This is a genomic window from Vibrio sp. 2130-1 (assembly GCF_033339515.1).
The window spans coordinates 1-22502 of record NZ_JAWOUT010000030.1; the positions used below are offsets into that span (position 1 = coordinate 1).

The window sequence follows — 22502 nt, forward strand, 5'->3', positions numbered from 1 at the left end:
TGGTGCCGACTACCGGAATCGAACTGGTGACCTACTGATTACAAGTCAGTTGCTCTACCTACTGAGCTAAGTCGGCACACTTTATTCTTTGTGCTTTTGTCCGTGTTATAACATTTCGTTAAGACACCAACAAATCAAATTGTGGTGCCCGGAGGCGGAATCGAACCACCGACACGAGGATTTTCAATCCTCTGCTCTACCGACTGAGCTATCCGGGCAACGGAGCGCTATTAAACGGATTTTCCCGCGTTGCGTCAACCACTTTTTTTAAATAATTTCAAAAAAGTGGTTGTTCGAACGCTTTTTATTCAACTGTCACTACAAAGTTTGCTTCGAGTTAAATTCCTTTTTGAAATTTGTAACTTTTTCTAGGTAGCGACGCGCTTCTGCGTTCGGGTGTTTCTTGGTTAACGCCCAATAAACTTGGTTGGGTTGCAATGAATTAAGATCTTGCATTGCGCGTTTGCGATCACTGCGATGAAATGTGTTTAAAACTCCTCCAGTACCGCCATTGTAAGCTGAAATCATGCTGTACTCGAGAGAGGTAGGGTGGCGGACTTCTCTTAAATAACGATTTTTTAAGATATAGAAATACGCAGTACCAGTATCTATGTTGTTTTCTGGATTAAACAAATATTCAGGGCTTGGTTGGCCCGAGCGCTTTTTCACGAGTTTGAACACATCTCGTCCCGCTGTTTTAGGTACAACTTGCATTAGGCCATATGCATTTGCCCAACTTACCGCGTATGGGTTGAAACTGCTCTCGGTTTTAATAATGGCGTATATCAAGTCTTCTGGAATGTCGTATTTCTTGGAAGCTCGACGCACGATATCGGCGTATTGGTAGCTGCGTGTTGAAAAGTGGTCTTCAACCATGGGAATTTCGACATAATACGCTTTCTTGAAATCTACATTTTTGGTTTTTATTTTATTTGCGATGAGGTATTCCGCAAATCGGTTTGCCCGCCAAGACCATTGAATTGGCTTATTGTCTTGGTCGACAACTTGTTTATACAGGAATGGTTGCCCCTCTAACGTGATACCTTTAGAGGAGAATAAGTCGACGTGAGCGGGATCGTCTGGTGTTAATAAGGTGGTGACAATCGCGTCTTTTAGGTGTTTTTGGGGCTCGGTCGGTGATACGGTCTCTATCGTGATCACGCCTTTGCGAAAGTCGACCTCGGCGCGGCTAAGGTAGTTATCGATGTACTTAACGTAATTACTCTTGCCAGCGTACTTGATTTCTTTTTTACCCCAGCGCTTTTGAATATTGCCTGAAAAGCTATTGATTAAGGCATCTAGCGCCGCAGTATCTTTTTCAAATTGTCCTGGTAGCTCAGCTAAGTTATTGGCAAAACGGTTTGTTGGCTCGTAGTTGACGTCATAAATCTTTTCGACGAATTCACGGCTACAGCCTGCCATTAAAAGTGCGGCAGCAATAAAGACAATTTTTTTCATAAGTATCAGAGTTATTGAAGGTAATAGAAAAATGACACCACAAATGGTTGTGATGTCATTGTTTAACTCAAGCGACTTTATTCGCTCGGAGGTGTGTAACCTTCGATATGAACGTCTTTTCCTTCAAAGAGGAAATTTACCATTTCTGTTTCGATCAGTTTGCGGTGTTCTGGATCCATCATGTTGAGTTTCTTCTCGTTGATCAACATGGTTTGTTTGTGTTGCCACTGAGCCCACGCTTCTTTCGAGATGTTGTCGAAAATGCGTTTACCTAGTTCACCAGGGTAAAGTTGAAAGTCTAGACCTTCGCCTTCTTTCTTTAGTCGAGCACAAAATACAGTGCGGCTCATAATGACTCCTTGTATTCAATTAACGAAGTTCGTGGGGTAGCGTTTCCAGCAATAGTTTTACTGGCGCGGCTAAACCGACTTCTTCAGGTTTAGATAAGTTATACCAAAGACCTTTGTTGCCTTCCATTATCACGTCCGGTTGCTTTGATAAATCAATCAAAATTGGCGTGATATCTAGGTGGTAATGGCTGAATGTATGACGAAAGGTAATCAGTGTTTGCTTCTGTTTGATATTGCTGGCTTGAATGCCGCGTTGATCCAGTAGCAATTCAATGTCGCTTTCTGCATCCACATGTTCGGTTTGTGGGAAGCAGAATAAGCCACCCCAAATGCCTGTTTGTGGTCTTTGCTCCAACCACACCTTATGACCATTTTCGGTGTTGTGGTGAAGCATCACGAAACGAGTTTGCTTGATTGGTTTATCTTTCTTCGGTTTTTTGCCCGGGTAGTCGAGCACATTACCTTGTTGTTTTGCCACACACAGGTCAGCAACAGGGCAGAGGCTACATTTGGGTTTGCTGCGAGTGCAGACCATTGCGCCCATGTCCATCATTGCCTGGTTATACTTATCTACATCCGTTTGTGGGGTATGCGTTTCGGCAATTTCCCACAGCTGGTTTTCAACCTTTTTTTGTCCTGGCCATCCTTCGACTGCGAAACAGCGGGATAGGGTGCGCTTCACGTTACCATCAAGAATCGCGTGTGGTTGTTTATACACAGACGATAAAATGGCGGCAGCAGTAGAGCGACCAATCCCCGGTAGGGCGTTCATTTTCTCTATATCAAGAGGAAACTCACCATTGTATGTAGAGGCGACCTCTTGTGCTGCTTTGTGAAGGTTACGGGCTCGGGCGTAATACCCTAAGCCAGTCCAAAGGTGTAGGACTTCATCTTGCTCAGCATTGGCAAGATCGATCACGGTTGGAAAGCGTTCCAAGAAACGTTGGTAATACGGAATAACCGTAGTGACCTGAGTTTGCTGAAGCATAATTTCAGACAACCAGACACTGTATGCGGTCTTATTTTGTTGCCACGGAAGATCTTTTCTTCCATATGCGTCATACCATTCTAGGATGGCACTGGCGAAAGGTGTCACGACTTGCTCTGTATTCTATTATTGGTTAGGTGCAAAATTGCACCACATAATGGGCAAGAAGTACAACGGATAAACAGTAGGGATATAAAGAGGTGTGTCGTTGCTTTTGGGTTGCCATAGACCAAGAGCTCAACAAATACTTGCACCTAAGTAAATTCTTTGGATAATCCCCGCTTTGATTAATCAATGTGCAGGCAAAATCAATGAGTGAAGTAACCACTAACGAATACAACGAAGACGGAAAGCTGATCCGCAAAATCCGCAGCTTTGTACGCCGTGAAGGGCGTTTGACTAAAGGTCAAGAGAGCGCGATGAATGAATGCTGGCCTACGATGGGTATTGACTTCAAAGCTGAACTTCTCGATTGGAAAGAAGTGTTTGGCAACGATAACCCAGTAGTGCTTGAGATCGGTTTTGGTATGGGTGCTTCATTGGTTGAAATGGCAAAGAACGCGCCAGAGAAAAACTTCATCGGTATCGAAGTTCATAGCCCAGGCGTTGGTGCTTGTCTTGCCGATGCTCGCGAAGCGGGAATTACTAACCTGCGTGTAATGTGTCACGATGCGGTAGAAGTATTCGAACACATGATCCCAAATGGCAGCTTATCGACACTGCAATTGTTCTTCCCAGACCCTTGGCATAAGAAGCGTCACCACAAGCGTCGTATTGTTCAATTAGGTTTTGCGGAAATGGTGCGTGAGAAGCTTATCCCTAATGAAGGTATTTTCCACATGGCGACCGACTGGGAAAACTACGCAGAGCACATGATTGAAGTGATGAACCAAGCGCCAGGTTTCGAAAACATTGCTAAAGATGGTGATTTCGTTCCTCGTCCAGACGATCGCCCGCTAACGAAGTTTGAAGCTCGTGGTCACCGTCTTGGTCACGGTGTTTGGGATATCAAATATAAGCGTATTGCGTAACCAGAGGAGTTCATGGGATGTACCATTACGCGATATTAGCGAATCCGGGTCATAACCGAATTTACTTTGATAGCGCAATGACCATTGCCTGTTCTGAGCTAAAAGCAATTTTAGCTTCACAAGGCGTGGATGTGACAGAAATTGGTAGTAAAGACGTTGGCTTACCTGCTGCGTTGGTGTTTTCTTGTCAGGAAGCGCTAACCGATGAGCAGGCGCGAAGAATCGCAGCCTCTTCGATTTACTATGCGCTATTTGAAGTGCGCGAAGATGGTTTACTTCGACCAGTTCAAGCGCCCGTATTTAACACTTTCCCGGAAAGTATGAGCCAGATTTTGCGCTACACCGGGAAAACAAACGAGCAGTTTACCCGTTTGATGGTGAATATCGGCATTAGTGCGTCCAATACGGGAAGTGAACAACTGACCTTAATGGATCCAATGTGTGGTAAAGGTACAACCTTATTTGAAGGCTTGATCCACGGTTTGAACGTGGTAGGGGTTGAGATCAACGCCAAGTGGGTGCAAGAGATCCAGACCTTTATTGTTAAGTTCATGAAGAATGGCCGCTTTAAGCACAAAGTGAGCAAAGAAAAGCGCACTGCGGGTGGCAAGAAAGTGGCGGATGGTTTCGTGGTTGAAACTGCAGCAAATAAAGAAGATTACAACCAAGGCAATCTTCAGTTTATGAAGCTGTATTCGGCTGATACTCGTATCGCTGATCAAGTCGTGAAAAAGAACTCAGTTGATGTGATGGTGTCTGATCTGCCTTATGGCGTGCAGCACGGCAGCAAAAATGCCAAGGACAGCAAACTGAACCGCAGCCCACTAGAGCTTTTAAAAGAGGCTCTGCCTGCATGGAAAGTGGTATTGAAAAAGCAAGGTTCAGTGGTGTTGTCTTTCAATGAATTCACATTGAAATGGAAAGATGTCGCGGCATTATTTGAAGAGCAAGGTTGGAAGGTACTTTCAGAAGAGCCTTACATCGGTTATCTTCACCGTGTTGATCAATCTATCAACCGCAATATTATTGTGGCAGTAAAACCATAATCGACTTGAGTCGAACGAACCCTATGGAAAAGCCAACGACACGTTGGCTTTTTTTACCTCTGAGCTCAACGAGTTCTCTTGTAAATAGAAGGTAGAGAATGAAACCGACAGTGGAAATTTTGACAGATATTTTGGCGGAAGTACGCCCTTTAATCGGCCAAGGTAAAGTGGCTGATTACATTCCTGCTCTGGCAAAAGTACCCAGCAACAAGTTAGGTATTGCGGTATACACCAACGAAGGTGAGGTTATTAAGGCGGGTGATGCCGATGAACCTTTCTCTATCCAATCTATTTCAAAAGCATTGAGCTTGACGTTAGCGATGTGCTTGTACAAGCAAGAAGAAATTTGGTCTCGAGTGGGAAAAGAGCCTTCGGGGCAGGCATTTAATTCGCTAATCCAGCTAGAAATGGAGCAAGGTATTCCTCGTAATCCATTTATAAATGCTGGAGCGATAGTAGTGGCGGATTTGTTACAAACTCGCTTATCTGCGCCTCGTCAGCGCCTGTTGGAGTTTGTGCGTCAGCTTTCTGGTGATACCCATATTGTGTATGACAAAGTCGTTGCGGCATCCGAAATGATGCATGGTGACCGTAATGCGGCGATTGCATATCTCATGCGTTCGTTTGGCAACTTCGAAAATGAAGTGATTCCAGTACTACAAAACTACTTCCACGCTTGTGCGCTGAAGATGAGTTGCGTCGATTTGGCTAAAACGTTTAGCTATTTAGCAAACAAGGGCACATCGGTACAAACGGGTAAGCCTGTAGTTTCTCCTGTGCAAACCAAACAACTTAATGCACTGTTAGCAACGTGTGGCTTGTATGATGGCGCGGGCGAGTTTGCTTATCGCGTTGGTATGCCTGGTAAGTCTGGTGTTGGTGGTGGCATTATTGCGGTAGTACCTGGTGAAATGACCATTTCAGTATGGTCTCCAGAGCTTGATCCTTCAGGTAACTCGCTTGCTGGTACTAAGGCGCTTGAGCTGCTCTCAGAGCGAATTGGCCGTTCAATTTTCTAATGTTGGAAATGTGTCAACCTTATTTAGGATGGTACTGTTTCTAAATAAAAAGCCTCTCAATTGAGAGGCTTTTTTTGTTTTGGGGTTGCGTTAGTCTTCGCTTTCTTCGGCCATAAAGGCTTCGAGCAAATCATTAAGGAAGAGCTTCCCTTTTTCAGTAATTTGCCAGTGGGTAGGCGTTTCACTCAGGTAGCCCATTTCTATCGCCCAGCTGATGGTTTCTTGAATCGTACCAAGCGGTAAGCCCGTGGTGTCCACATAATCTTGCTTCGGACAGGCTTCGATTAAGCGGAATCGGTTCATAAAAAACTCGAATGGACGATCTTCATCCGCGACGACATGTTCTGTATGCAGATAAGGTTTGACCATATTTTGATAAGCCGCTAAATAGCCTCGCGGGTGTTTTACCTTTGTCGTTCGAATAATACGTCCGTCGGTAAAACTGAGTTTGCCATGAGAGCCACAACCGATACCAAGGTAATCACCAAAGCGCCAGTAGTTGAGGTTGTGCTGACACTGATAGCCCGGCTTGCTGTAACCGGAGATTTCATATTGCACATAACCCGCGGCTGCAAGTTTTTGGTGTCCGAGCTCGAAAATATCCCACAAGTCATCATCGTCAGGTAGCGTTGGTGGCTTGTAGTAAAACATGGTGTTTGGTTCGATGGTCAGCTGATACCAAGACAAGTGCGGCGGTGCCAACTCAATCGCTTTGTCCAAATCTGCCAAGGCTTGTTCGATGCTTTGATCAGGTAAGCCGTGCATGAGATCGAGGTTAAAGCTGTTCAAACCGATTTGGTGCGCCAGCTTAGCAGCATTGACGGCTTCGTCTTGGCCGTGAATGCGCCCCAAACGCTCAAGCTTCTGCTGCTCAAAGCTTTGTACGCCGATAGAGATACGCGTTACACCAGCTTTGCGGTAGCCAACAAAACGCTCTGCTTCGATGGTGCCTGGATTCGCTTCCATGGTGATTTCGATTTCAGGCTTGAACGGAATACGCGCTTCAATGCCCTTAAGTAGACGCTCGATGCCTTCTGCCGAAATCAAACTCGGCGTACCACCACCAATGAAGATTGAATGCAGTGGGCGTGGCGCTTCGTTAAGGCGGTATTTCTCAATGTCGGTATCCAAATCTTCTAAAAGGGCACTGATGTACTCTTCTTCTGGAATCTCGGTTTTGAGCGCGTGAGAGTTAAAGTCGCAATACGGGCACTTTTGCACACACCAAGGGATGTGTACATACAAGCTGAGTGCTGGGGGCGTTAACATGGTCTAATTCGCTCGTGATTACTGAGACACTTGCTCAGACAGTTGAGCAAACAACGACTTGAGCGCTTTACCGCGGTGAGACAGTTGTTTTTTACGTGCAGGTTCAAGTTCGGCTGACGCACAGTTGTCTTCAGGAACAAAGAAGATTGGGTCGTAGCCAAAGCCATTTTCACCGTGTGCTTCAGTTAGAATTCGGCCTTCCCATTTACCGTGACAGACGATAGGCGTTGGGTCGTTCTCGTGACGCATGAGGACTAATACACAGTGGAAACGTGCTGTACGCTCTGCTTCTGGTACGCCTTCCATTGCCGCTAGCAATTTTTCTAGATTCTCTTGATCAGATGCGCTCTCGCCTGCGTAACGTGCAGAGTAAATGCCCGGAGCGCCTTTTAAGAAATCGACTTCTAATCCAGAGTCGTCTGCAATGGCAGGAAGCCCTGTTTCTTGTGCGGCATGGCGAGCTTTAATGATTGCGTTTTCAATGAAAGTTGTACCCGTTTCAGCTACTTCCGATACATTGAATTCACTTTGCGCTAATACTTCAAAGCCGAAGTCAGACAATAAATCTGCCATTTCACGAACTTTGCCTTGGTTACCAGTTGCTAGCACAATTTTTTTCATGGGAATCTCTTTTAATAGTGATAGAGGAGAACAAATCGTTCTCCTCTAGATATTCTTTAACTAATAAGTGGTTTTTAGCCTGCTTAGATCCAAAAGCTTTTGGAACATCACAACCCAATTACTCTTCAACATAAAACTTCTGGGTGAATTTAAGCTTACCTGAGCCTTTGTTTCCAGCTTTTACGTCAATATCGAAAGTAAAAGTTTCTTCGTGGGTAATTGGTAGTTCGGCTAAATAGTATATCGCATTGCCTTCTTTGACTTCACGAAAGGTCAAGGTCTGAGTTTGGCCGATAAGGTTCTTCGCGCGTCCAGCAATTTTTGCTTCTAATGCTGGCTTACCCAATGAAGCTCTATCTAACACGCTAATATTAACCACAGCGAGGTATCCATTACGTTTGATATCGTAGCTACGTGCGACTTTGGGTGTTAGGAATGTTGAGTTAAACGCGACATAGTGTACTTCGATATCTTTCATATTTTTAAACTGATCGGCGAAGCTTGGTAACGACAACAGGCTAATCAGTAATGCGGTAATCCATTTGCTCATTGTTACTTCCTCAAAGCACTTGTTATAAAACAACCATAGCTGCAATTTTACCTTGGTCAGGGGGTAAAAAATGCGTACTCAGTCGTTGGTATTAGTAAGTGTGGTACAAAATCGTAAATAAAAAGCCATCATATGATGGCTTTAATTTCTGTCGGTATCTGGGTAGGCGATTCTATCCGAATTTGTTTGTGCCGTCCTAATTCACCTTTTTCTATGTGAACCAAGCCCTTAGCGATTTTAAACTGCTTGGCTAAGAACTTAGTTAGGTGTGCATTAGCTTTGCCATCGACAGGTGGAGCAGTAATGGCGATTTTTAGCTCTTCACCATGCAAGCCAACGATTTTATCGCGGCTAGCTTTAGGTTGAATATAGAGCTTCAGGATGATGTCCTCACCATCTTGCCAAACTGCAGCTGACATTATAGCTGGAACCAAATTGGACCAATGATATCGCCCATTAAGAAGTTCGCGAACTGCAAGCCGATAAATAGCACCAGTACGCTTAAATCAAGACCACCAATAGCCGGAAGAATACGACGGATTGGAGCGCACATTGGCTCGGTCAGTTGATGGAATACGTACTCGATAGGGCTGCGGCCTTGGCTTACCCAGCTCAAAATTGCACGGATCAATAGTACCCAGAACAATAGGCCACCAGCGGCTTTGATTAATGATAGTAAGCCCAAGAATAAGAAGTCAGCGCTGAAAGAGACGGAACCGTTCGAAGCTATTAGGATAAGCACGACAAATTTAAGCACACACAACACGTAGGCAAACAACACGGTTGCTAGGTCAATATTCCCCACGGAAGGGATAACGCGGCGCAGTGGACCAATGACCGGCTGAGTCGCTTTTACTATAAATTGCGAGAATGGGTTGTAGAAGTCTGCGCGCGCAGCTTGCAACCAAATTCGCAAAATTACGACCATGATGTACAGGTCAAATAGGGTTGAGATGAGAAAACTCATTGAATTCATAAGGTACCCTTAACAAGTGATGGATGATACTAAACGGAGTTCATCCAAATAATTAAAACAGTTTTTCCATTTCTTCCGCGCGAGCCACAGCAGCTTGCATGGCTTTAGCGACAATATCTGAAAGTTGATGTTCGTTGAATGTACGCAGTGCTTCTGCCGTTGTCCCACCTTTCGATGTTACGTTCTCACGCAGGGTCGATAGCTCAGTTTCTGGGTTGCTAACCACCATACTGGCCGCGCCCAGTGCAGCTTGCTGAACCAATAGTCGAGCGGTCTCTTTATCAAAGCCTTGCGCAATCGCTTCTGCTTGCATCGCTTCCATAAACAGGAAGAAGTATGCTGGAGCACTGCCCGCTGCGGCAATCACATTATTGATGCCAGACTCTTGCTCAACCCAACATACTTTACCGACCGCTTCCATTAACTCTGCGGCAAAAGCTTTGTCGTGCTCGGTTACATGAATTGGTGCGAATAATCCACTCATACCCAACCCAAGTTGCGATGGCGTATTTGGCATAACACGAACCAAGTTCAATTTGGTGGCTAGCATATCATCCAATCGAGAACAGTTGATGCCTGCGGCAATAGAAATCACCAGTTTATTAGTGAAATCGATCGATTGCAGTGGTTTACAGACATCCGCCATCATTTGCGGTTTCACAGACAATACCACCACATCCGCCTCGGTCGCAGCTTGGATGTTATCGCTGGTGGTACGGATGCCAAAATCTTGTTCTAGCAGAAGGCGGCGAGCCTCTGAAGGAGCCGTTGCAGTAATGTTTTGCGCTGGGTATCCGTTAGCAACCAAGCCTGAAACAATGGCTCTCACCATGTTGCCAGCACCAATGAAGGCGATTTTTTTATGTTCCATTTGTCTGATTTCCATCATGATATTTAGAATTTGTTGTGCGCTCAGGTGTATAATGGCACCGCTGTTACTTACTGCTCCTATTGGCGAGTAAGATGATTGCGCATTTACGCTCTAACGATTGACGACATAACTTATGTCGCGAGTGAGCGTTTTGTTGATTTAGCTGTAGTCTCGTGCGCCGAAAATAGCGGTTCCAATACGAACCATTGTACTACCAGCTTCGATTGCAGCGGTCATATCACCACTCATTCCCATTGATAATGTATCGATTTCTGGGAACTGTGCTTCGAGTGTTTGCTTCAACGTAGCCAACTTCTGAAATTCACGGAGTTGTGATTCGTAGTCAGACACGTTGGCAGGAATCGACATCAACCCTCTTAAAGTGAGGTTGGGTAGGCGAGAAATCAACTCCGCCAGCTCGAATACTTCCGCTTCAGTGACACCAGACTTAGATGCCTCACCACTGGTGTTAACCTGAATCAGAACTTGTAGCGGTTTAAGTTCGCTTGGCCGCTGATCATTCAGGCGTTGAGCAATCTTGGTTCGATCGATGGTGTGAACCCAATCGAAATGTTCGGCAACAAGTCGCGATTTATTCGACTGAATCGGGCCAATGAAGTGCCATTCGATTCGATTATCTGGATAATGCTCGGCAAAGTGCTGAACTTTACTGACGCCCTCTTGGACGTAGTTTTCACCAAAGGCGGTTTGTCCCGCTTGGTAGGCTTCGAGAATTGCCTCGACAGGTTTAGTTTTGCTTACCGCTAGAAGTTGCACTGACTCTGGAGTTCGACCACATTTTTGCTCGTCATATCGAATTTGAGAGGTGATATGTTCAATATTTTGTTGAATACTACTCATAGCTGTACTTTAGACTTAAGGATTTTAAATGGATATCACTGAGTTACTGGATTTTAGTGTAAAACATAATGCCTCGGATCTACATCTTTCTGCAGGTGTCCCACCAATGGTTCGTATTGATGGGGATGTGAGAAAACTAGGTATTCCAGCGTTTACACACCAAGAAGTGCATCGTTTGGTTTTCGAAATCATGAACGATGCCCAACGCAGTGAGTTCGAAGAAAAACTCGAAGTCGATTTCTCTTTTGAGTTGCATAACGTTGGCCGTTTCCGTGTCAACGCTTTCAACCAATCTCGCGGTTGTGCGGCAGTATTCCGTACCATTCCAAGTAGCATTCCAACTCTGGAAGAGCTAGAAGCGCCAGAGATCTTCAAAAAAATTGCGAACGCTGAAAAAGGCTTAGTTCTGGTCACTGGCCCAACAGGTTCAGGTAAATCGACGACCTTAGCAGCCATTGTTGACTACATTAACCGTAATCACAACAAGCACGTACTCACAATTGAAGATCCGATTGAATTTGTTCACAACAACAATAAATGTTTGATCAACCAGCGTGAAGTTCACCGTGACACCCATAGTTTCCAAAATGCTTTGCGTAGTGCATTGCGCGAAGACCCAGACGTTATTCTGGTTGGTGAGATGCGTGACAAAGAAACCATCAGCCTTGCCTTAACGGCGGCAGAAACGGGTCACTTAGTTTTCGGGACGTTGCACACCAGCTCGGCGGCAAAAACCATTGACCGTATTATCGATGTGTTTCCTGGTAGTGATAAAGATATGGTTCGCTCGATGCTATCTGAGTCCCTTCGTTCGGTTATCGCGCAAAAGCTTCTGAAGCGTAATGGTGGTGGCCGTATTGCATGCCATGAAATTATGATGGCAACGCCTGCGATTCGCAACTTGATCCGCGAAGACAAAGTCGCGCAGATGTATTCGATCATTCAAACAGGTGCGGCTCACGGCATGCAAACCATGGAGCAAAATGCTCGTCAGTTAATGGCGCAAGGCATGGTTGCTCGTGAAGAGGTCGATAGTAAGATCGGATTAGAAGTGCAGCAATTCTCGTAACGTTCATACAGATAATGGTGAATACGGAAGATGGATCTAGATAAATTTCTCGAAGGCATGCTGGCGCTGAAAGCGTCGGATCTTTACATCACGGTTGGAGCGCCAATTCTATTTCGTGTGGATGGCGAATTGCGTCCGCAAGGGGAAAAACTTACTGAGAGCGATGTGGCTGCATTACTCGACAGCGCTATGGAACCAGATCGGCGTCAGGAATTTCGTAAAAGTCGCGAGTCGAATTTTGCCATTGTGAGAGATTGTGGTCGCTTCCGTGTGAGTGCCTTTTTTCAACGCGAGTTACCAGGCGCAGTGATTCGTCGTATTGAAACTAATATTCCTACTTTTGAGCAGTTAAAGTTACCGTTAGTGTTGCAAGATTTGGCGATAGCTAAGCGTGGTTTGGTGCTGGTGGTCGGTGCTACTGGTTCGGGTAAATCGACCACTATGGCGGCGATGACAGGTTATCGAAACAGCAATAAAACCGGGCACATTTTGACGGTCGAAGATCCGATCGAGTTCGTGCATGAACACAAGCGCTGTATCGTGACTCAACGTGAAGTTGGGTTAGATACGGAAAGCTATGAAGTTGCGCTTAAAAACTCGCTGCGCCAAGCACCAGATATGATTTTGATTGGTGAGATCCGTAGCCGTGAAACAATGGAATACGCGATGACCTTCGCCGAAACGGGTCACCTGTGTATGGCAACGTTGCACGCCAACAATGCAAACCAAGCTTTAGAGCGCATTCTTCACTTGGTACCGAAAGATCAAAAAGAACAATTCTTGTTCGACTTGTCGATGAATCTGAAAGGCGTGGTTGGTCAGCAGCTGATCCGAGATAAAAGTGGGCAGGGACGTCATGGTGTATTTGAGATCTTGCTAAATAGCCCACGTGTGTCGGATTTGATTCGTCGCGGAGATTTACATGAGTTGAAGTCAACCATGGCTCGCTCAAATGAGTTTGGTATGCTGACGTTCGATCAATCTCTTTATAAGTTAGTGATGCAAGGTAAGATCAGCGAAGAGGATGCACTACATAGTGCCGACTCGGCAAATGATCTGCGCTTGATGTTGAAAACGCAGCGTGGTGAAGCATTCTCTACGGGCAGTTTGGCGAACGTTAAGATCGATATGGATTAATCCAATCCAGAAACAAAAAAAGGTTGGCAGGAGACAACCTTTTTTCATTGTGCTTGAAGTGTTTACTCACCCCAAAGGGCTTCAAACCAGCTTTCTAGAATCACCACTGCTGACTGGCAGTCAACATTACCTTTCGATAGGGCTTTATAGCCGCCCATGCTGAACAACTCCGCACGAGCTTCTGCAGTAGATAAACGCTCATCATGCAGTTCAACAGGCAATCCGTATCGGCCTTGCAGACGCTTAGCAAATTTTCGTGCACGAGGGGTTATGGTCTCAAGGTCTTTACCATGCAGATCGGTCGGTAAACCGACCACTAGCAAATCTGGTTGCCACTCTTTGATTTGCTTTTCGATATCGTCCCAGTTTGGAATACCGTCATTGGCTTTAAAGGCTTTTAATGGGGAAGCTGTACCAGTAATTTCTTGGCCAATAGCGCTACCAATGCTTTTGGTTCCAAAGTCAAAAGCCATAATTGTGCGTGACATAAGGTGTCTCTATCTAATGTAACTGTATATTTGTACTAAGCATGTCCAGAGTCTGCTGAAAGGTGACTTGGGTCGATGCCCAGCTTTTCGACCGCTTTCTTCCAACGCTCGTTGATTGGTGTATTAAAGATAATTTCAGGCGTCGCTTCAATGGTGAGCCAAGAGTTTTCGACCAGCTCACTTTCTAATTGGCCTGCACTCCAACCGGAGTAGCCAAGTGCCACTAAGTAATCACTTGGTTCTGCTTCTGTTCCTAACACCGACAGAATATCACGCGAAGTGGTTACCGCGAGGTCATCGGTCATTTGGACGCTGGACTCGTAGTAATCTTTGGGTTTATGCAAAATAAAGCCACGATCTTCCGAGATTGGGCCGCCATTGTAAACTGGTCTATCTAGACTGGCTTCAAATAGGCGCGGGTGTACTGGCTGAACTTCCACCTGCTTGAGCATGTTGCCGACGGTGATATCAACAGGAGCATTGATCATCAGCCCCATAGCGCCGTCTTCGTTGTGCTCACAAACGTAGATCACGCTGTTTTGAAAGTACGGATCTTTCATCCCAGGCATGGCAACCAAAAAGTGATTTGTGAGATTCATACTCATATTGACCCTTAACTCTCGTAAATGCCCTTAAGCAAACATCATACAATTTACATCTAGGTATGTGCATGAGTTTGCTTAAGTTAATGTACTACGCTCTCTATTAACTGTAATACAGTTTGAGTTATTCGCCTTTTACTCGACGCTCAATCGCATCCATCAGCTTGCCTGTGATTGAGATATCAAAAGCGGCTTCAATTTCGCGAATACAGGTTGGGCTGGTGACGTTGATTTCTGTTAGCTTGTCGCCAATTACGTCAAGGCCAACAAAGATAAGGCCTTTTTCTTTCAGTGTCGGAGCAACGGTTTGCGCAATTTTGAGGTCGGTTTCGCTTAGCGGACGAGCTTCACCAGTACCACCAGCGGCTAGGTTGCCGCGCGTTTCGCCTTTAGCAGGAATGCGTGCTAGACAGTAAGGCATAGGTTCGCCATCTACCACTAGGATACGTTTGTCACCGTTGCTGATGTCTGGCACGAAGGTTTGTGCCATTGCGTAGTTTTGACCGTGGTTAGTCAATGTCTCGATGATCACAGAGACGTTTGGATCGTTTTCTTTTACACGGAAGATGGACGCGCCACCCATACCATCAAGTGGTTTCAGGATGACATCACCATGTTTTTCACGAAATTCTTTAATTTTCTCTGCTTTTCGCGTCACGATCGTTGTAGGTGTCAGCTCTGGGAACCATGCTGTAAACAGCTTTTCGTTACAATCACGTAAGCTTTGAGGCTTGTTAACGATCAGTGCACCTTGTTCTTCTGCACGCTCAAGGATGTAAGTCGCGTAGATGTATTCAGTATCAAACGGAGGATCTTTACGCATTAGTACCGCGTCTAGCTCAGACAGTTCGATAGTTTGCTCTGATTTGAACTCGTACCAACCGTTTGGATCTTCTTTTAGTTCCACCACTTTAGTATCTGCAATGGCAACGCCTTGATCGAGATGCAGATCATTCATTTCCATGTAGTGGATTTCATAGCCGCGTCGTTGCGCTTCAAGCATCATGGCAAAGCTAGAGTCTTTTTTGATGTTAATGGACGAGATTGGGTCCATTACGATACCGAGTTTGATCATTATTTTTCTCCGTTTAACCAAGATCGCCGAAACGAACTTGTAAGGCTGTAATTGCTGTCAGAGCCGCTGTTTCGGTGCGCAGAACGCGAGGGCCGAGTAGCGTTTCTTCAAATTGGTATTCTCGAGTCATCTCGATCTCTTCAGACGATAAACCGCCTTCAGGACCGATCAGTAGGCGCACTTTTTCAACCGGGGTTGGCAAAGTGTTGATTGAGTATTTAGCACGAGGGTGAAGGTTAAGCTTTAAACCATCGTACTCTTCTTTACACCACTCTTCCAAGCTCATAATTGGACGAATTTCGGGCACGACATTACGCCCACATTGCTCACAGGCACTGATGGCGATTTTCTGCCATTGCGCGAGTTTTTTCTCAAAACGCTTTTGGTCAAGCTTGACGCCACAACGTTCAGAAATCAGAGGAGTGATGGTATTGACGCCAAGTTCAACAGACTTTTGGATGGTGAACTCCATCTTATCGCCACGTGAAATGACTTGACCAAGGTGCAGATCTAAAGGGGATTCAATACTGTTTTCTACGCGCTCGGTGATGTTAACCAAAACTGATTTCTTGCTGACTTCACTGATAACCGCTGGGAACTCTGCGCCACTGCCGTCAAAAAGGAGAACGTCTTGGCCTTCTTTCATGCGCAAAACACGACCGATATGGCCTGCTGCGTCGTCACTTAAAGCAAGTGAGCCAAGTTGATGAATGGTTTCTGGATGATAAATTCGAGGGGTACGCATGAGATTTCCAGCAAGAGAATAAACTTAAACCCTAACATGGATGCTTTGCACCGAAAAAACAAGGGGCAAGAAGCGTTTCAATATCAGTAATTGAAACGCTTCGAGGTCGGAGGTTACAGTGCGCGGCAGGCTTCTTGAACAAATGGGTTGTGATTGCCCTGTACTTTTGCAATGCGCTCGTCACGCTCACATTCCCATTTATCGACAGGATAGGTTTTGTTCCAAGCACTCATTAATTGCGTTTGCTGTTTCGACAGTTTGAAACCGTACTCTTTGCTCATGTATAGATAGGTGCGAGCAATTGAGCCACGCGCACGGTCTGGTGGCATGACTTTACGCTGCTTAAAGTTCACTTGCATCTCACAGCGACCATAACTTACGCCATCCATACCGTTCCATTGGCTGAAGTTGTAGTTCGAACGGTCACCGTTTACTTCACCAATAGCAGGAGTTAGGTTGTGCAAGTCTGCTTCCATCAAACGAAAAGTTTCGTCTTTTTTCTTACAGTTTTTACGTCCGCCATCTTGCCAGCATTGACGCTGGTGGCCAAATTGCCACGCAGGAACAACGTGCTCCCATTCGATTCGTGCAGCCCGTTTTTCTTGTTTACGGACTTGGTAGCCGCAAGAGGCTAAATCGGGTAAGCCTTTCTTGCCTTGCCATTGAATGTTACAGCCACAGTAGAAGCTTGTTGGATGGTCTTGATAAATTTTGACCGCCTCACGTTTGGCAGCAGAGAATGAGCTCGGTGGCGCGGCAATCGCAGTGCTAGAAAGCGCGATAAGCAACAGAGAGAGTAAGTATTTCATGATAAAAGTCTTTATAAAGTATGACTTTATTCATGATAACACGCATAAAATAGCTTTAGTGATGAGTAAGTTAACAATAAGTGGCGAAGGGAAGGTTTTGATCAACTCGATTTTTATTTTGGGAACGCAAGTAACACTATGAGGTAAGGGCTACGATAATTGAATGCCGGTGAAGTTAAGTGGTTGGCGACATTTTTGACAAGAGTACGTTGCCTCTTTGCGCAGTACTTTATTATGACGGCGAATCGATAGAGGGTAGGTCATACAACCACAACGATACTCAAAGGTTTTACCTTGAACGGATTTTACTTCAAAGCTGTGAGTGGTTTTGGCTGGTACGTTAAATACGGCTTCCATGACGCCTTTCCATTCTTTACCGTGAGGCCTAACTCGCCCGTAAACCTGATAAGTAATCAGGTGCGCTACCTCATGAGGAATGACTTCATCTAAGAATGCTTGGGTGTTTTCGCGAAATAAAACAGAGTTTAGGCGTACTTGATTTAATTGAAGGTAGGCTTTTCCTGCCGCTTTCCCACGAACGTCGAAGGTGATTGTTGGAATCGGGAAAGAACGTTTGAAAGCTTGTTCCGCCATCGCGATACAGTCCGCCATCACTTGCTTGGCTTTATAGCTGAGTTCTATATCCACAATTCACCTCGATAAATCAAATAAAAAAGCCCCCGCATTTGCGAGGGCCAGATCATAGCATCAGTTAATTATGGTGTGTGTTTTTTCTTGATGGTGGCATGGTAAGCGTGCCATGTACCGTAGCCTAGAATTGGCATGGTAAACAACATTCCGATCCCGTAGGTCGCAAAGCCGATAAGAATACCGCCACAGATGATCGCTGCCCAAACAATCATTGCTGGAATGTTGGATTTCACTGTATTAAAGCTGGTAAATACAGCGGTCATCATGTCTACGCGACGCTCCATCATGAGCGGAATAGAAAAGGCTGAAATGCTAAACACCAAACAAGCCAAAACAAAGCCAACTAAAGAGCCGATGACAAGGAAGGGTAGGAACTCACTTAAAGGTGCCCCTTGAACAGAAGGGTAGAGTGCATGAAGTAGAGCGGCAATGCGCATCCAAAATATCATACACACTGCGAGTAACACGGCGAACGCCCATTGAGATGTTGAGTTACGACCGATCGCTTTCATTGAATGGAACAAGCTTGCTTTGTGTCCGCGCTCTCTCTCCCAACTGGCATCATACAAACCCAGCGCGAGAAACGGACCAATTAACATGTAAACAATCAAACTGGGCATGACGACTAAGTGTGTGCCTTGCCACTGTACGAGCAAAACAATGCCTATCGCAGCTGCCATAAAACAGATGCCATAGAAAGCACTAATAAGCGGCATTCGCACGAAATCATGCAGACCTAATGCGAGCCAATGAAAAGGTGCAGAAAGATTGACCGTATTGCACGGTATGGTTCTGGCGTATTCGTTGTCTGGCACTTCCTTTCGCTTGTTGTGGAAGTCCGATGGATTAACAGTTCGAGGCATAACTCCTCCTTGATTTATTCCCACATTATCCGCTTATACCAACTGACAGCGGTTTTTGTTCAGTCAAACTTGAAGCGACTTTTTCAAGTTTACATCTGAGCATTGGCTTAGTTTGGTATCGGCCATAAAGATGCTTAACTCATGTCTTTACTTAAGTGTTGCTTCCACAGTCGCCAGCATCCGACGTCTCTATTTAAATTGGAATTAACAATATTTTAACTATTGGCGGAGATGGGATAATTTACAAATAATTGCTTAAAATTTATTCGGTATAAAAATGAGGGAGAAACAGGACTGCTTTGTGGGGCAGGGCGGTATGAGCCGAAATGACTAGATAAAAGTTGCTGAAAATAAAAAGCCCCCACCATAAGCGAGGGCTTGATTGATTCTTGCTTAGCTTGATTATTTGATGCCAGCGAAATCGCGTAGAAGTGCAGCTTTGTCTGTCGCTTCCCACGGGAATTCTTCACGACCGAAGTGACCGTAAGCCGCTGTCTTCTTGTAGATAGGTTGAAGAAGGTTAAGCATTTCTTGTAGACCGTATGGACGTAGGTCGAAGAATTGACGAACCGCTTCAATGATGATGTCGTGAGGTACTTTCTCAGTACCGAACGTTTCCACCATGATAGACGTTGGATCAGCAACACCGATTGCGTAAGAAAGTTGGATCTCACAACGGTCAGCCATGCCTGCCGCTACGATGTTTTTCGCTACGTAGCGTGCTGCGTATGCTGCACTACGGTCAACTTTTGATGGATCTTTACCAGAAAACGCACCGCCACCGTGACGAGCTGCGCCGCCGTAGGTATCTACGATGATCTTACGACCAGTTAGGCCACAGTCACCCATAGGACCACCGATTACGAAGCGACCGGTTGGGTTAATGAAGAAGTTTGTTTCTTTGTTGATCCACTCAGAAGGTAGCACTGGCTTAATGATCTCTTCCATTACCGCTTCACGCAGGTCTGAAGTTGAGATTGAGTCACAGTGTTGAGTTGAAAGAACAACCGCGTCGATACCAACGATGTTACCTTGATCGTATTGGAATGTTACCTGAGATTTTGCATCAGGACGCAACCAAGGTAGTGTGCCGTTTTTACGAACTTCTGCTTGCTTTTGAACAAGACGGTGAGAGTAAGTAATTGGCGCTGGCATTAGTACTTCAGTTTCGTTACAAGCGTAACCAAACATGATGCCTTGGTCGCCTGCACCTTGTTCTTTAGGGTCAGCTTTATCAACACCTTGGTTGATATCTGGCGACTGTTTACCGATTGTGTTTAGTACCGCACAAGAATCTGCGTCAAAGCCCATATCTGAATGTACGTAGCCGATTTCACGAACGGTTTCACGAGTTAACTCTTCGATGTCTACCCATGCTGAAGTCGTGATTTCACCACCCACCATTACCATACCGGTTTTAACGTAAGTCTCACATGCAACACGAGCCTTTGGATCTTGCTCTAGAATCGCGTCAAGAACCGCATCAGAAATCTGGTCTGCAATTTTATCTGGATGACCTTCTGATACTGACTCAGAAGTAAACAGGTGCTTAGCCATGTTAGCTCCACTATATCTGGTTTAAAACTGGGGAATGATAAACTCTCCAGCGCAAATTAATACTAATTTTTGTAGGTGTATCTACATCTAGACGTCTATTCTAAATTTGATTGCTCGAATTACAAGCTCTTTTTTGGTTTTTGTTATAACCAAACGTTTGCCTGATTTATTGATAATTTTAAGAACTTCGAACGATTTGGCGCGAAAGGTGCAATATTTGTGAGGTTTTGGACTGGAAAACGTTTGCACACCCAACAGGGCTTTGAGAGAATTATGACCTACTTTTCGTTTCGCTTAATGTACTCAGGAGCAGACATGTCGTCTCGTAAACATCTTGCCAATGCAATTCGTGCTCTAAGCATGGATGGTGTTCAACAAGCTAACTCAGGCCACCCAGGCGCACCAATGGGTATGGCTGATATCGCTGAAGTTCTTTGGCGCTCTCACCTAAACCATAACCCTTCAAACCCAGAGTGGGCCGACCGCGATCGCTTTGTGCTGTCAAACGGTCATGGGTCAATGCTTATTTACTCTCTACTGCACTTAAGCGGTTACGAGCTATCTATTGACGATCTGAAAAACTTCCGTCAATTGCACTCAAAAACCCCAGGTCACCCAGAGTACGGCTACGCGCCTGGTATCGAGACAACAACGGGTCCTCTAGGTCAAGGCATCACTAACGCTGTTGGTATGGCGATCGCAGAGAAAGCACTAGCGGCACAGTTCAACAAAGAAGGTCACGATATCGTTGACCACTTTACGTATGTGTTCATGGGTGACGGCTGTCTAATGGAAGGCATCTCGCATGAAGCATGCTCTCTTGCAGGTACTCTTGGTCTAGGCAAGCTGATTGCATTCTGGGATGACAACGGCATCTCTATCGACGGTCACGTTGAAGGTTGGTTCTCTGACGATACACCTAAGCGTTTTGAAGCGTACGGCTGGCATGTAATCCCAGCAGTCGATGGTCACGACTCAGACGCGATCAACGCAGCAATTGAAGCAGCAAAAGCGGACCCACGTCCTACGCTTATCTGTACCAAAACAATTATCGGTTTCGGTTCTCCTAACAAGTCTGGTTCGCACGACTGTCACGGTGCACCACTAGGTCACGATGAAATCCAAGCGGCTCGCGAATACCTAGGTTGGGAGTACGGCCCATTTGAGATCCCGGCAGATGTTTACGCTGAGTGGGATGCAAAAGAAGCGGGCGCCGCGAAAGAAGCAGCTTGGAATGAAAAATTCGAAGCATACGCTGCAGCTTACCCTGCTGAAGCGGCAGAGCTTAAACGACGTCTAAACGGCGAACTTCCTGCACAGTGGGAAGAAAAAGCGAACCAAATCATTGCCGATCTTCAAGCAAACCCAGCGAACATTGCATCACGTAAAGCATCGCAAAATGCACTAGAAGCGTTTGGTCAAATGCTTCCTGAGTTTATGGGTGGTTCTGCTGACCTAGCGCCTTCTAACCTGACCATGTGGTCTGGTTCTAAGTCTCTAGAAACGGAGGACTTCTCTGGCAACTACATCCACTACGGTGTACGCGAATTCGGTATGACTGCTATCATCAACGGTATCGCATTGCACGGTGGTTTCGTTCCTTACGGCGCAACATTCCTAATGTTCATGGAATACGCTCGTAACGCAATGCGTATGGCTGCGCTGATGAAAATTCAGAACATCCAAGTTTACACGCATGATTCGATCGGTCTTGGCGAAGATGGCCCAACTCACCAACCTGTTGAGCAAATGGCGTCTCTACGTGTAACTCCAAACATGAGCACATGGCGCCCATGTGACCAAGTTGAGTCTGCAGTTGCATGGAAACTAGCGATTGAACGTAAAGATGCACCAACTGCACTTATCTTCTCTCGTCAAAACCTAGCGCAACAAGAGCGTACTGCTGAACAAGTCGCAGACATCGCGAAAGGTGCTTACATCCTGAAAGATAGCGAAGGTAAGCCTGAGCTAATCCTTATCGCAACAGGTTCTGAGGTTGAGCTTGCAGTGAAAGCCGCTGAGCAACTAACTTCAGAAGGCAAGAAAGTACGCGTTGTTTCAATGCCATCAACAGATGCATTCGACAAACAAGACGCCGCTTACCGTGAAGCTGTACTGCCATCAGACGTAACGGCACGTATCGCTATCGAAGCGGGCATTGCTGATTTCTGGTACAAGTACGTTGGCTTTGACGGTCGCATCATCGGTATGACAACATTCGGTGAATCTGCACCTGCTGGTCAGCTATTCGAGATGTTTGGCTTCACGACTGAAAACGTAGTGAACACAGCAAAAGAATTGCTAGCGTAATTGCAGGACCGTCTAAACAGTCGAACGTAAACGACGATTGTTAAACGCTAAAGTTAGAAAGGCCATCATTATGATGGCCTTTTTATTTTCAGCCCTAAACCACCTACTTCAGTAGGTGGTTATCATCCGTTTCGGCTTTGCCTGTAAAACTACTCA

The 22502-nt window shown here is 45.6% G+C and carries 24 protein-coding genes and 2 tRNA genes; 6 read left to right on the forward strand and 20 right to left on the reverse strand.

Translation table 11 applies throughout. The features are described from left to right. From R7Q09_RS23335 to mutY, 5 genes are all read right to left on the reverse strand, one after another. A tRNA-Thr gene (locus tag R7Q09_RS23335) sits at positions 1 to 76 on the reverse strand. Positions 77 to 142: 66 nt separating this feature from the next. Further along, a tRNA-Phe gene (locus R7Q09_RS23340) sits at positions 143 to 218 on the reverse strand. A 100-nt stretch (positions 219 to 318) separates the two neighbouring features. After that, positions 319 to 1458 carry a membrane-bound lytic murein transglycosylase MltC gene (gene mltC / locus R7Q09_RS23345; RefSeq protein WP_005381001.1) on the reverse strand — a complete coding sequence of 380 codons (1140 nt, stop codon included), beginning with the start codon at positions 1456 to 1458 and terminating at the stop codon, positions 319 to 321. A gap of 77 nt (positions 1459 to 1535) precedes the next feature. Next, positions 1536 to 1808 carry an oxidative damage protection protein gene (locus tag R7Q09_RS23350; RefSeq protein WP_005381002.1) on the reverse strand — a complete coding sequence of 91 codons (273 nt, stop codon included), beginning with the start codon at positions 1806 to 1808 and terminating at the stop codon, positions 1536 to 1538. Between the two features lie 19 nt (positions 1809 to 1827). Next, positions 1828 to 2904: an A/G-specific adenine glycosylase gene (gene mutY / locus R7Q09_RS23355; protein WP_203346112.1), complete on the reverse strand. Its 1077-nt coding sequence runs from the start codon at positions 2902 to 2904 to the stop codon at positions 1828 to 1830. 203 nt (positions 2905 to 3107) lie between these two features. On the opposite strand from mutY, the gene trmB reads away from it, so the two are divergent. From trmB to glsB, 3 genes are all read left to right on the forward strand, one after another. Beyond that, positions 3108 to 3827, forward strand: coding sequence for a tRNA (guanosine(46)-N7)-methyltransferase TrmB (gene trmB, locus R7Q09_RS23360; protein WP_005384506.1), 720 nt, complete (start codon positions 3108 to 3110; stop codon positions 3825 to 3827). Between the two features lie 17 nt (positions 3828 to 3844). Further along, on the forward strand, positions 3845 to 4873 hold the full coding sequence (locus R7Q09_RS23365; RefSeq protein WP_025768826.1) for a TRM11 family SAM-dependent methyltransferase: 1029 nt from the start codon (positions 3845 to 3847) through the stop codon (positions 4871 to 4873). Positions 4874 to 4971: 98 nt separating this feature from the next. Beyond that, positions 4972 to 5892: a glutaminase B gene (gene glsB / locus R7Q09_RS23370; protein WP_005381007.1), complete on the forward strand. Its 921-nt coding sequence runs from the start codon at positions 4972 to 4974 to the stop codon at positions 5890 to 5892. A gap of 90 nt (positions 5893 to 5982) precedes the next feature. Here glsB and hemW read toward each other — a convergent pair whose 3' ends face one another. From hemW to R7Q09_RS23405, 7 genes are all read right to left on the reverse strand, one after another. Then, positions 5983 to 7161 (reverse strand): radical SAM family heme chaperone HemW, encoded by a 1179-nt coding sequence (gene hemW / locus R7Q09_RS23375; protein ID WP_318071279.1) that lies wholly within the window; start codon positions 7159 to 7161, stop codon positions 5983 to 5985. Between the two features lie 18 nt (positions 7162 to 7179). Then, complete coding sequence (locus R7Q09_RS23380; protein WP_005381009.1) at positions 7180 to 7782, reverse strand: XTP/dITP diphosphatase; 603 nt, start codon at positions 7780 to 7782, stop codon at positions 7180 to 7182. 118 nt (positions 7783 to 7900) lie between these two features. Continuing rightward, entirely contained in the window at positions 7901 to 8332 is a 432-nt protein-coding gene (locus tag R7Q09_RS23385) for a DUF4426 domain-containing protein (RefSeq protein ID WP_005381010.1), read from the reverse strand. 128 nt (positions 8333 to 8460) lie between these two features. Continuing rightward, positions 8461 to 8751 carry a DUF167 family protein YggU gene (gene yggU, locus R7Q09_RS23390; protein ID WP_005381011.1) on the reverse strand — a complete coding sequence of 97 codons (291 nt, stop codon included), beginning with the start codon at positions 8749 to 8751 and terminating at the stop codon, positions 8461 to 8463. Then, positions 8751 to 9308: a YggT family protein gene (locus R7Q09_RS23395; protein WP_005381012.1), complete on the reverse strand. Its 558-nt coding sequence runs from the start codon at positions 9306 to 9308 to the stop codon at positions 8751 to 8753. Before R7Q09_RS23395 ends, yggU begins: the two co-directional genes overlap by 1 nt. Before the next feature lie 52 nt (positions 9309 to 9360). Beyond that, positions 9361 to 10179: a pyrroline-5-carboxylate reductase gene (gene proC / locus R7Q09_RS23400; RefSeq protein ID WP_054579062.1), complete on the reverse strand. Its 819-nt coding sequence runs from the start codon at positions 10177 to 10179 to the stop codon at positions 9361 to 9363. 159 nt (positions 10180 to 10338) lie between these two features. Beyond that, the gene (locus R7Q09_RS23405) at positions 10339 to 11040 is read right to left on the reverse strand and encodes a YggS family pyridoxal phosphate-dependent enzyme (RefSeq protein ID WP_005384521.1); all 702 of its coding nucleotides are present in this window, start codon (positions 11038 to 11040) and stop codon (positions 10339 to 10341) included. 28 nt (positions 11041 to 11068) lie between these two features. Between R7Q09_RS23405 and R7Q09_RS23410 the strand changes: the two genes are divergently transcribed. Both R7Q09_RS23410 and R7Q09_RS23415 read left to right on the forward strand, forming a co-directional pair. Continuing rightward, a complete protein-coding gene (locus tag R7Q09_RS23410) occupies positions 11069 to 12109 on the forward strand; it encodes a type IV pilus twitching motility protein PilT (protein ID WP_005381015.1) in 1041 nt (346 codons plus the stop codon). 30 nt (positions 12110 to 12139) lie between these two features. Next, a complete protein-coding gene (locus R7Q09_RS23415) occupies positions 12140 to 13246 on the forward strand; it encodes a PilT/PilU family type 4a pilus ATPase (protein ID WP_262639256.1) in 1107 nt (368 codons plus the stop codon). A 62-nt stretch (positions 13247 to 13308) separates the two neighbouring features. On the opposite strand, the gene ruvX is transcribed toward R7Q09_RS23415, so the two are convergent. The 8 genes from ruvX to metK all read right to left on the reverse strand — a co-directional run bounded on the left by ruvX (position 13309) and on the right by metK (position 20036). Beyond that, positions 13309 to 13734, reverse strand: coding sequence for a Holliday junction resolvase RuvX (ruvX, locus tag R7Q09_RS23420; RefSeq protein ID WP_005381017.1), 426 nt, complete (start codon positions 13732 to 13734; stop codon positions 13309 to 13311). Positions 13735 to 13769: 35 nt separating this feature from the next. Beyond that, entirely contained in the window at positions 13770 to 14333 is a 564-nt protein-coding gene (locus R7Q09_RS23425) for a YqgE/AlgH family protein (protein ID WP_005381020.1), read from the reverse strand. 127 nt (positions 14334 to 14460) lie between these two features. Then, positions 14461 to 15411 carry a glutathione synthase gene (gene gshB, locus R7Q09_RS23430; protein ID WP_005381021.1) on the reverse strand — a complete coding sequence of 317 codons (951 nt, stop codon included), beginning with the start codon at positions 15409 to 15411 and terminating at the stop codon, positions 14461 to 14463. Between the two features lie 13 nt (positions 15412 to 15424). Continuing rightward, entirely contained in the window at positions 15425 to 16156 is a 732-nt protein-coding gene (rsmE, locus tag R7Q09_RS23435) for a 16S rRNA (uracil(1498)-N(3))-methyltransferase (protein ID WP_025768830.1), read from the reverse strand. 113 nt (positions 16157 to 16269) lie between these two features. Beyond that, on the reverse strand, positions 16270 to 16965 hold the full coding sequence (gene endA, locus R7Q09_RS23440) for a deoxyribonuclease I (protein WP_005381023.1): 696 nt from the start codon (positions 16963 to 16965) through the stop codon (positions 16270 to 16272). 150 nt (positions 16966 to 17115) lie between these two features. Next, a complete protein-coding gene (locus R7Q09_RS23445) occupies positions 17116 to 17613 on the reverse strand; it encodes a SprT family zinc-dependent metalloprotease (protein ID WP_064377331.1) in 498 nt (165 codons plus the stop codon). Positions 17614 to 17681: 68 nt separating this feature from the next. Beyond that, positions 17682 to 18479 (reverse strand): DUF2189 domain-containing protein, encoded by a 798-nt coding sequence (locus tag R7Q09_RS23450; RefSeq protein WP_318071280.1) that lies wholly within the window; start codon positions 18477 to 18479, stop codon positions 17682 to 17684. Between the two features lie 402 nt (positions 18480 to 18881). Further along, positions 18882 to 20036, reverse strand: coding sequence for a methionine adenosyltransferase (gene metK / locus R7Q09_RS23455; RefSeq protein ID WP_005384541.1), 1155 nt, complete (start codon positions 20034 to 20036; stop codon positions 18882 to 18884). Positions 20037 to 20351: 315 nt separating this feature from the next. Between metK and tkt the strand changes: the two genes are divergently transcribed. Beyond that, positions 20352 to 22346, forward strand: a complete 1995-nt coding sequence (tkt, locus tag R7Q09_RS23460) for a transketolase (RefSeq protein ID WP_054866504.1) — start codon at positions 20352 to 20354, stop codon at positions 22344 to 22346. Positions 22347 to 22502: the final 156 nt, after the last annotated feature.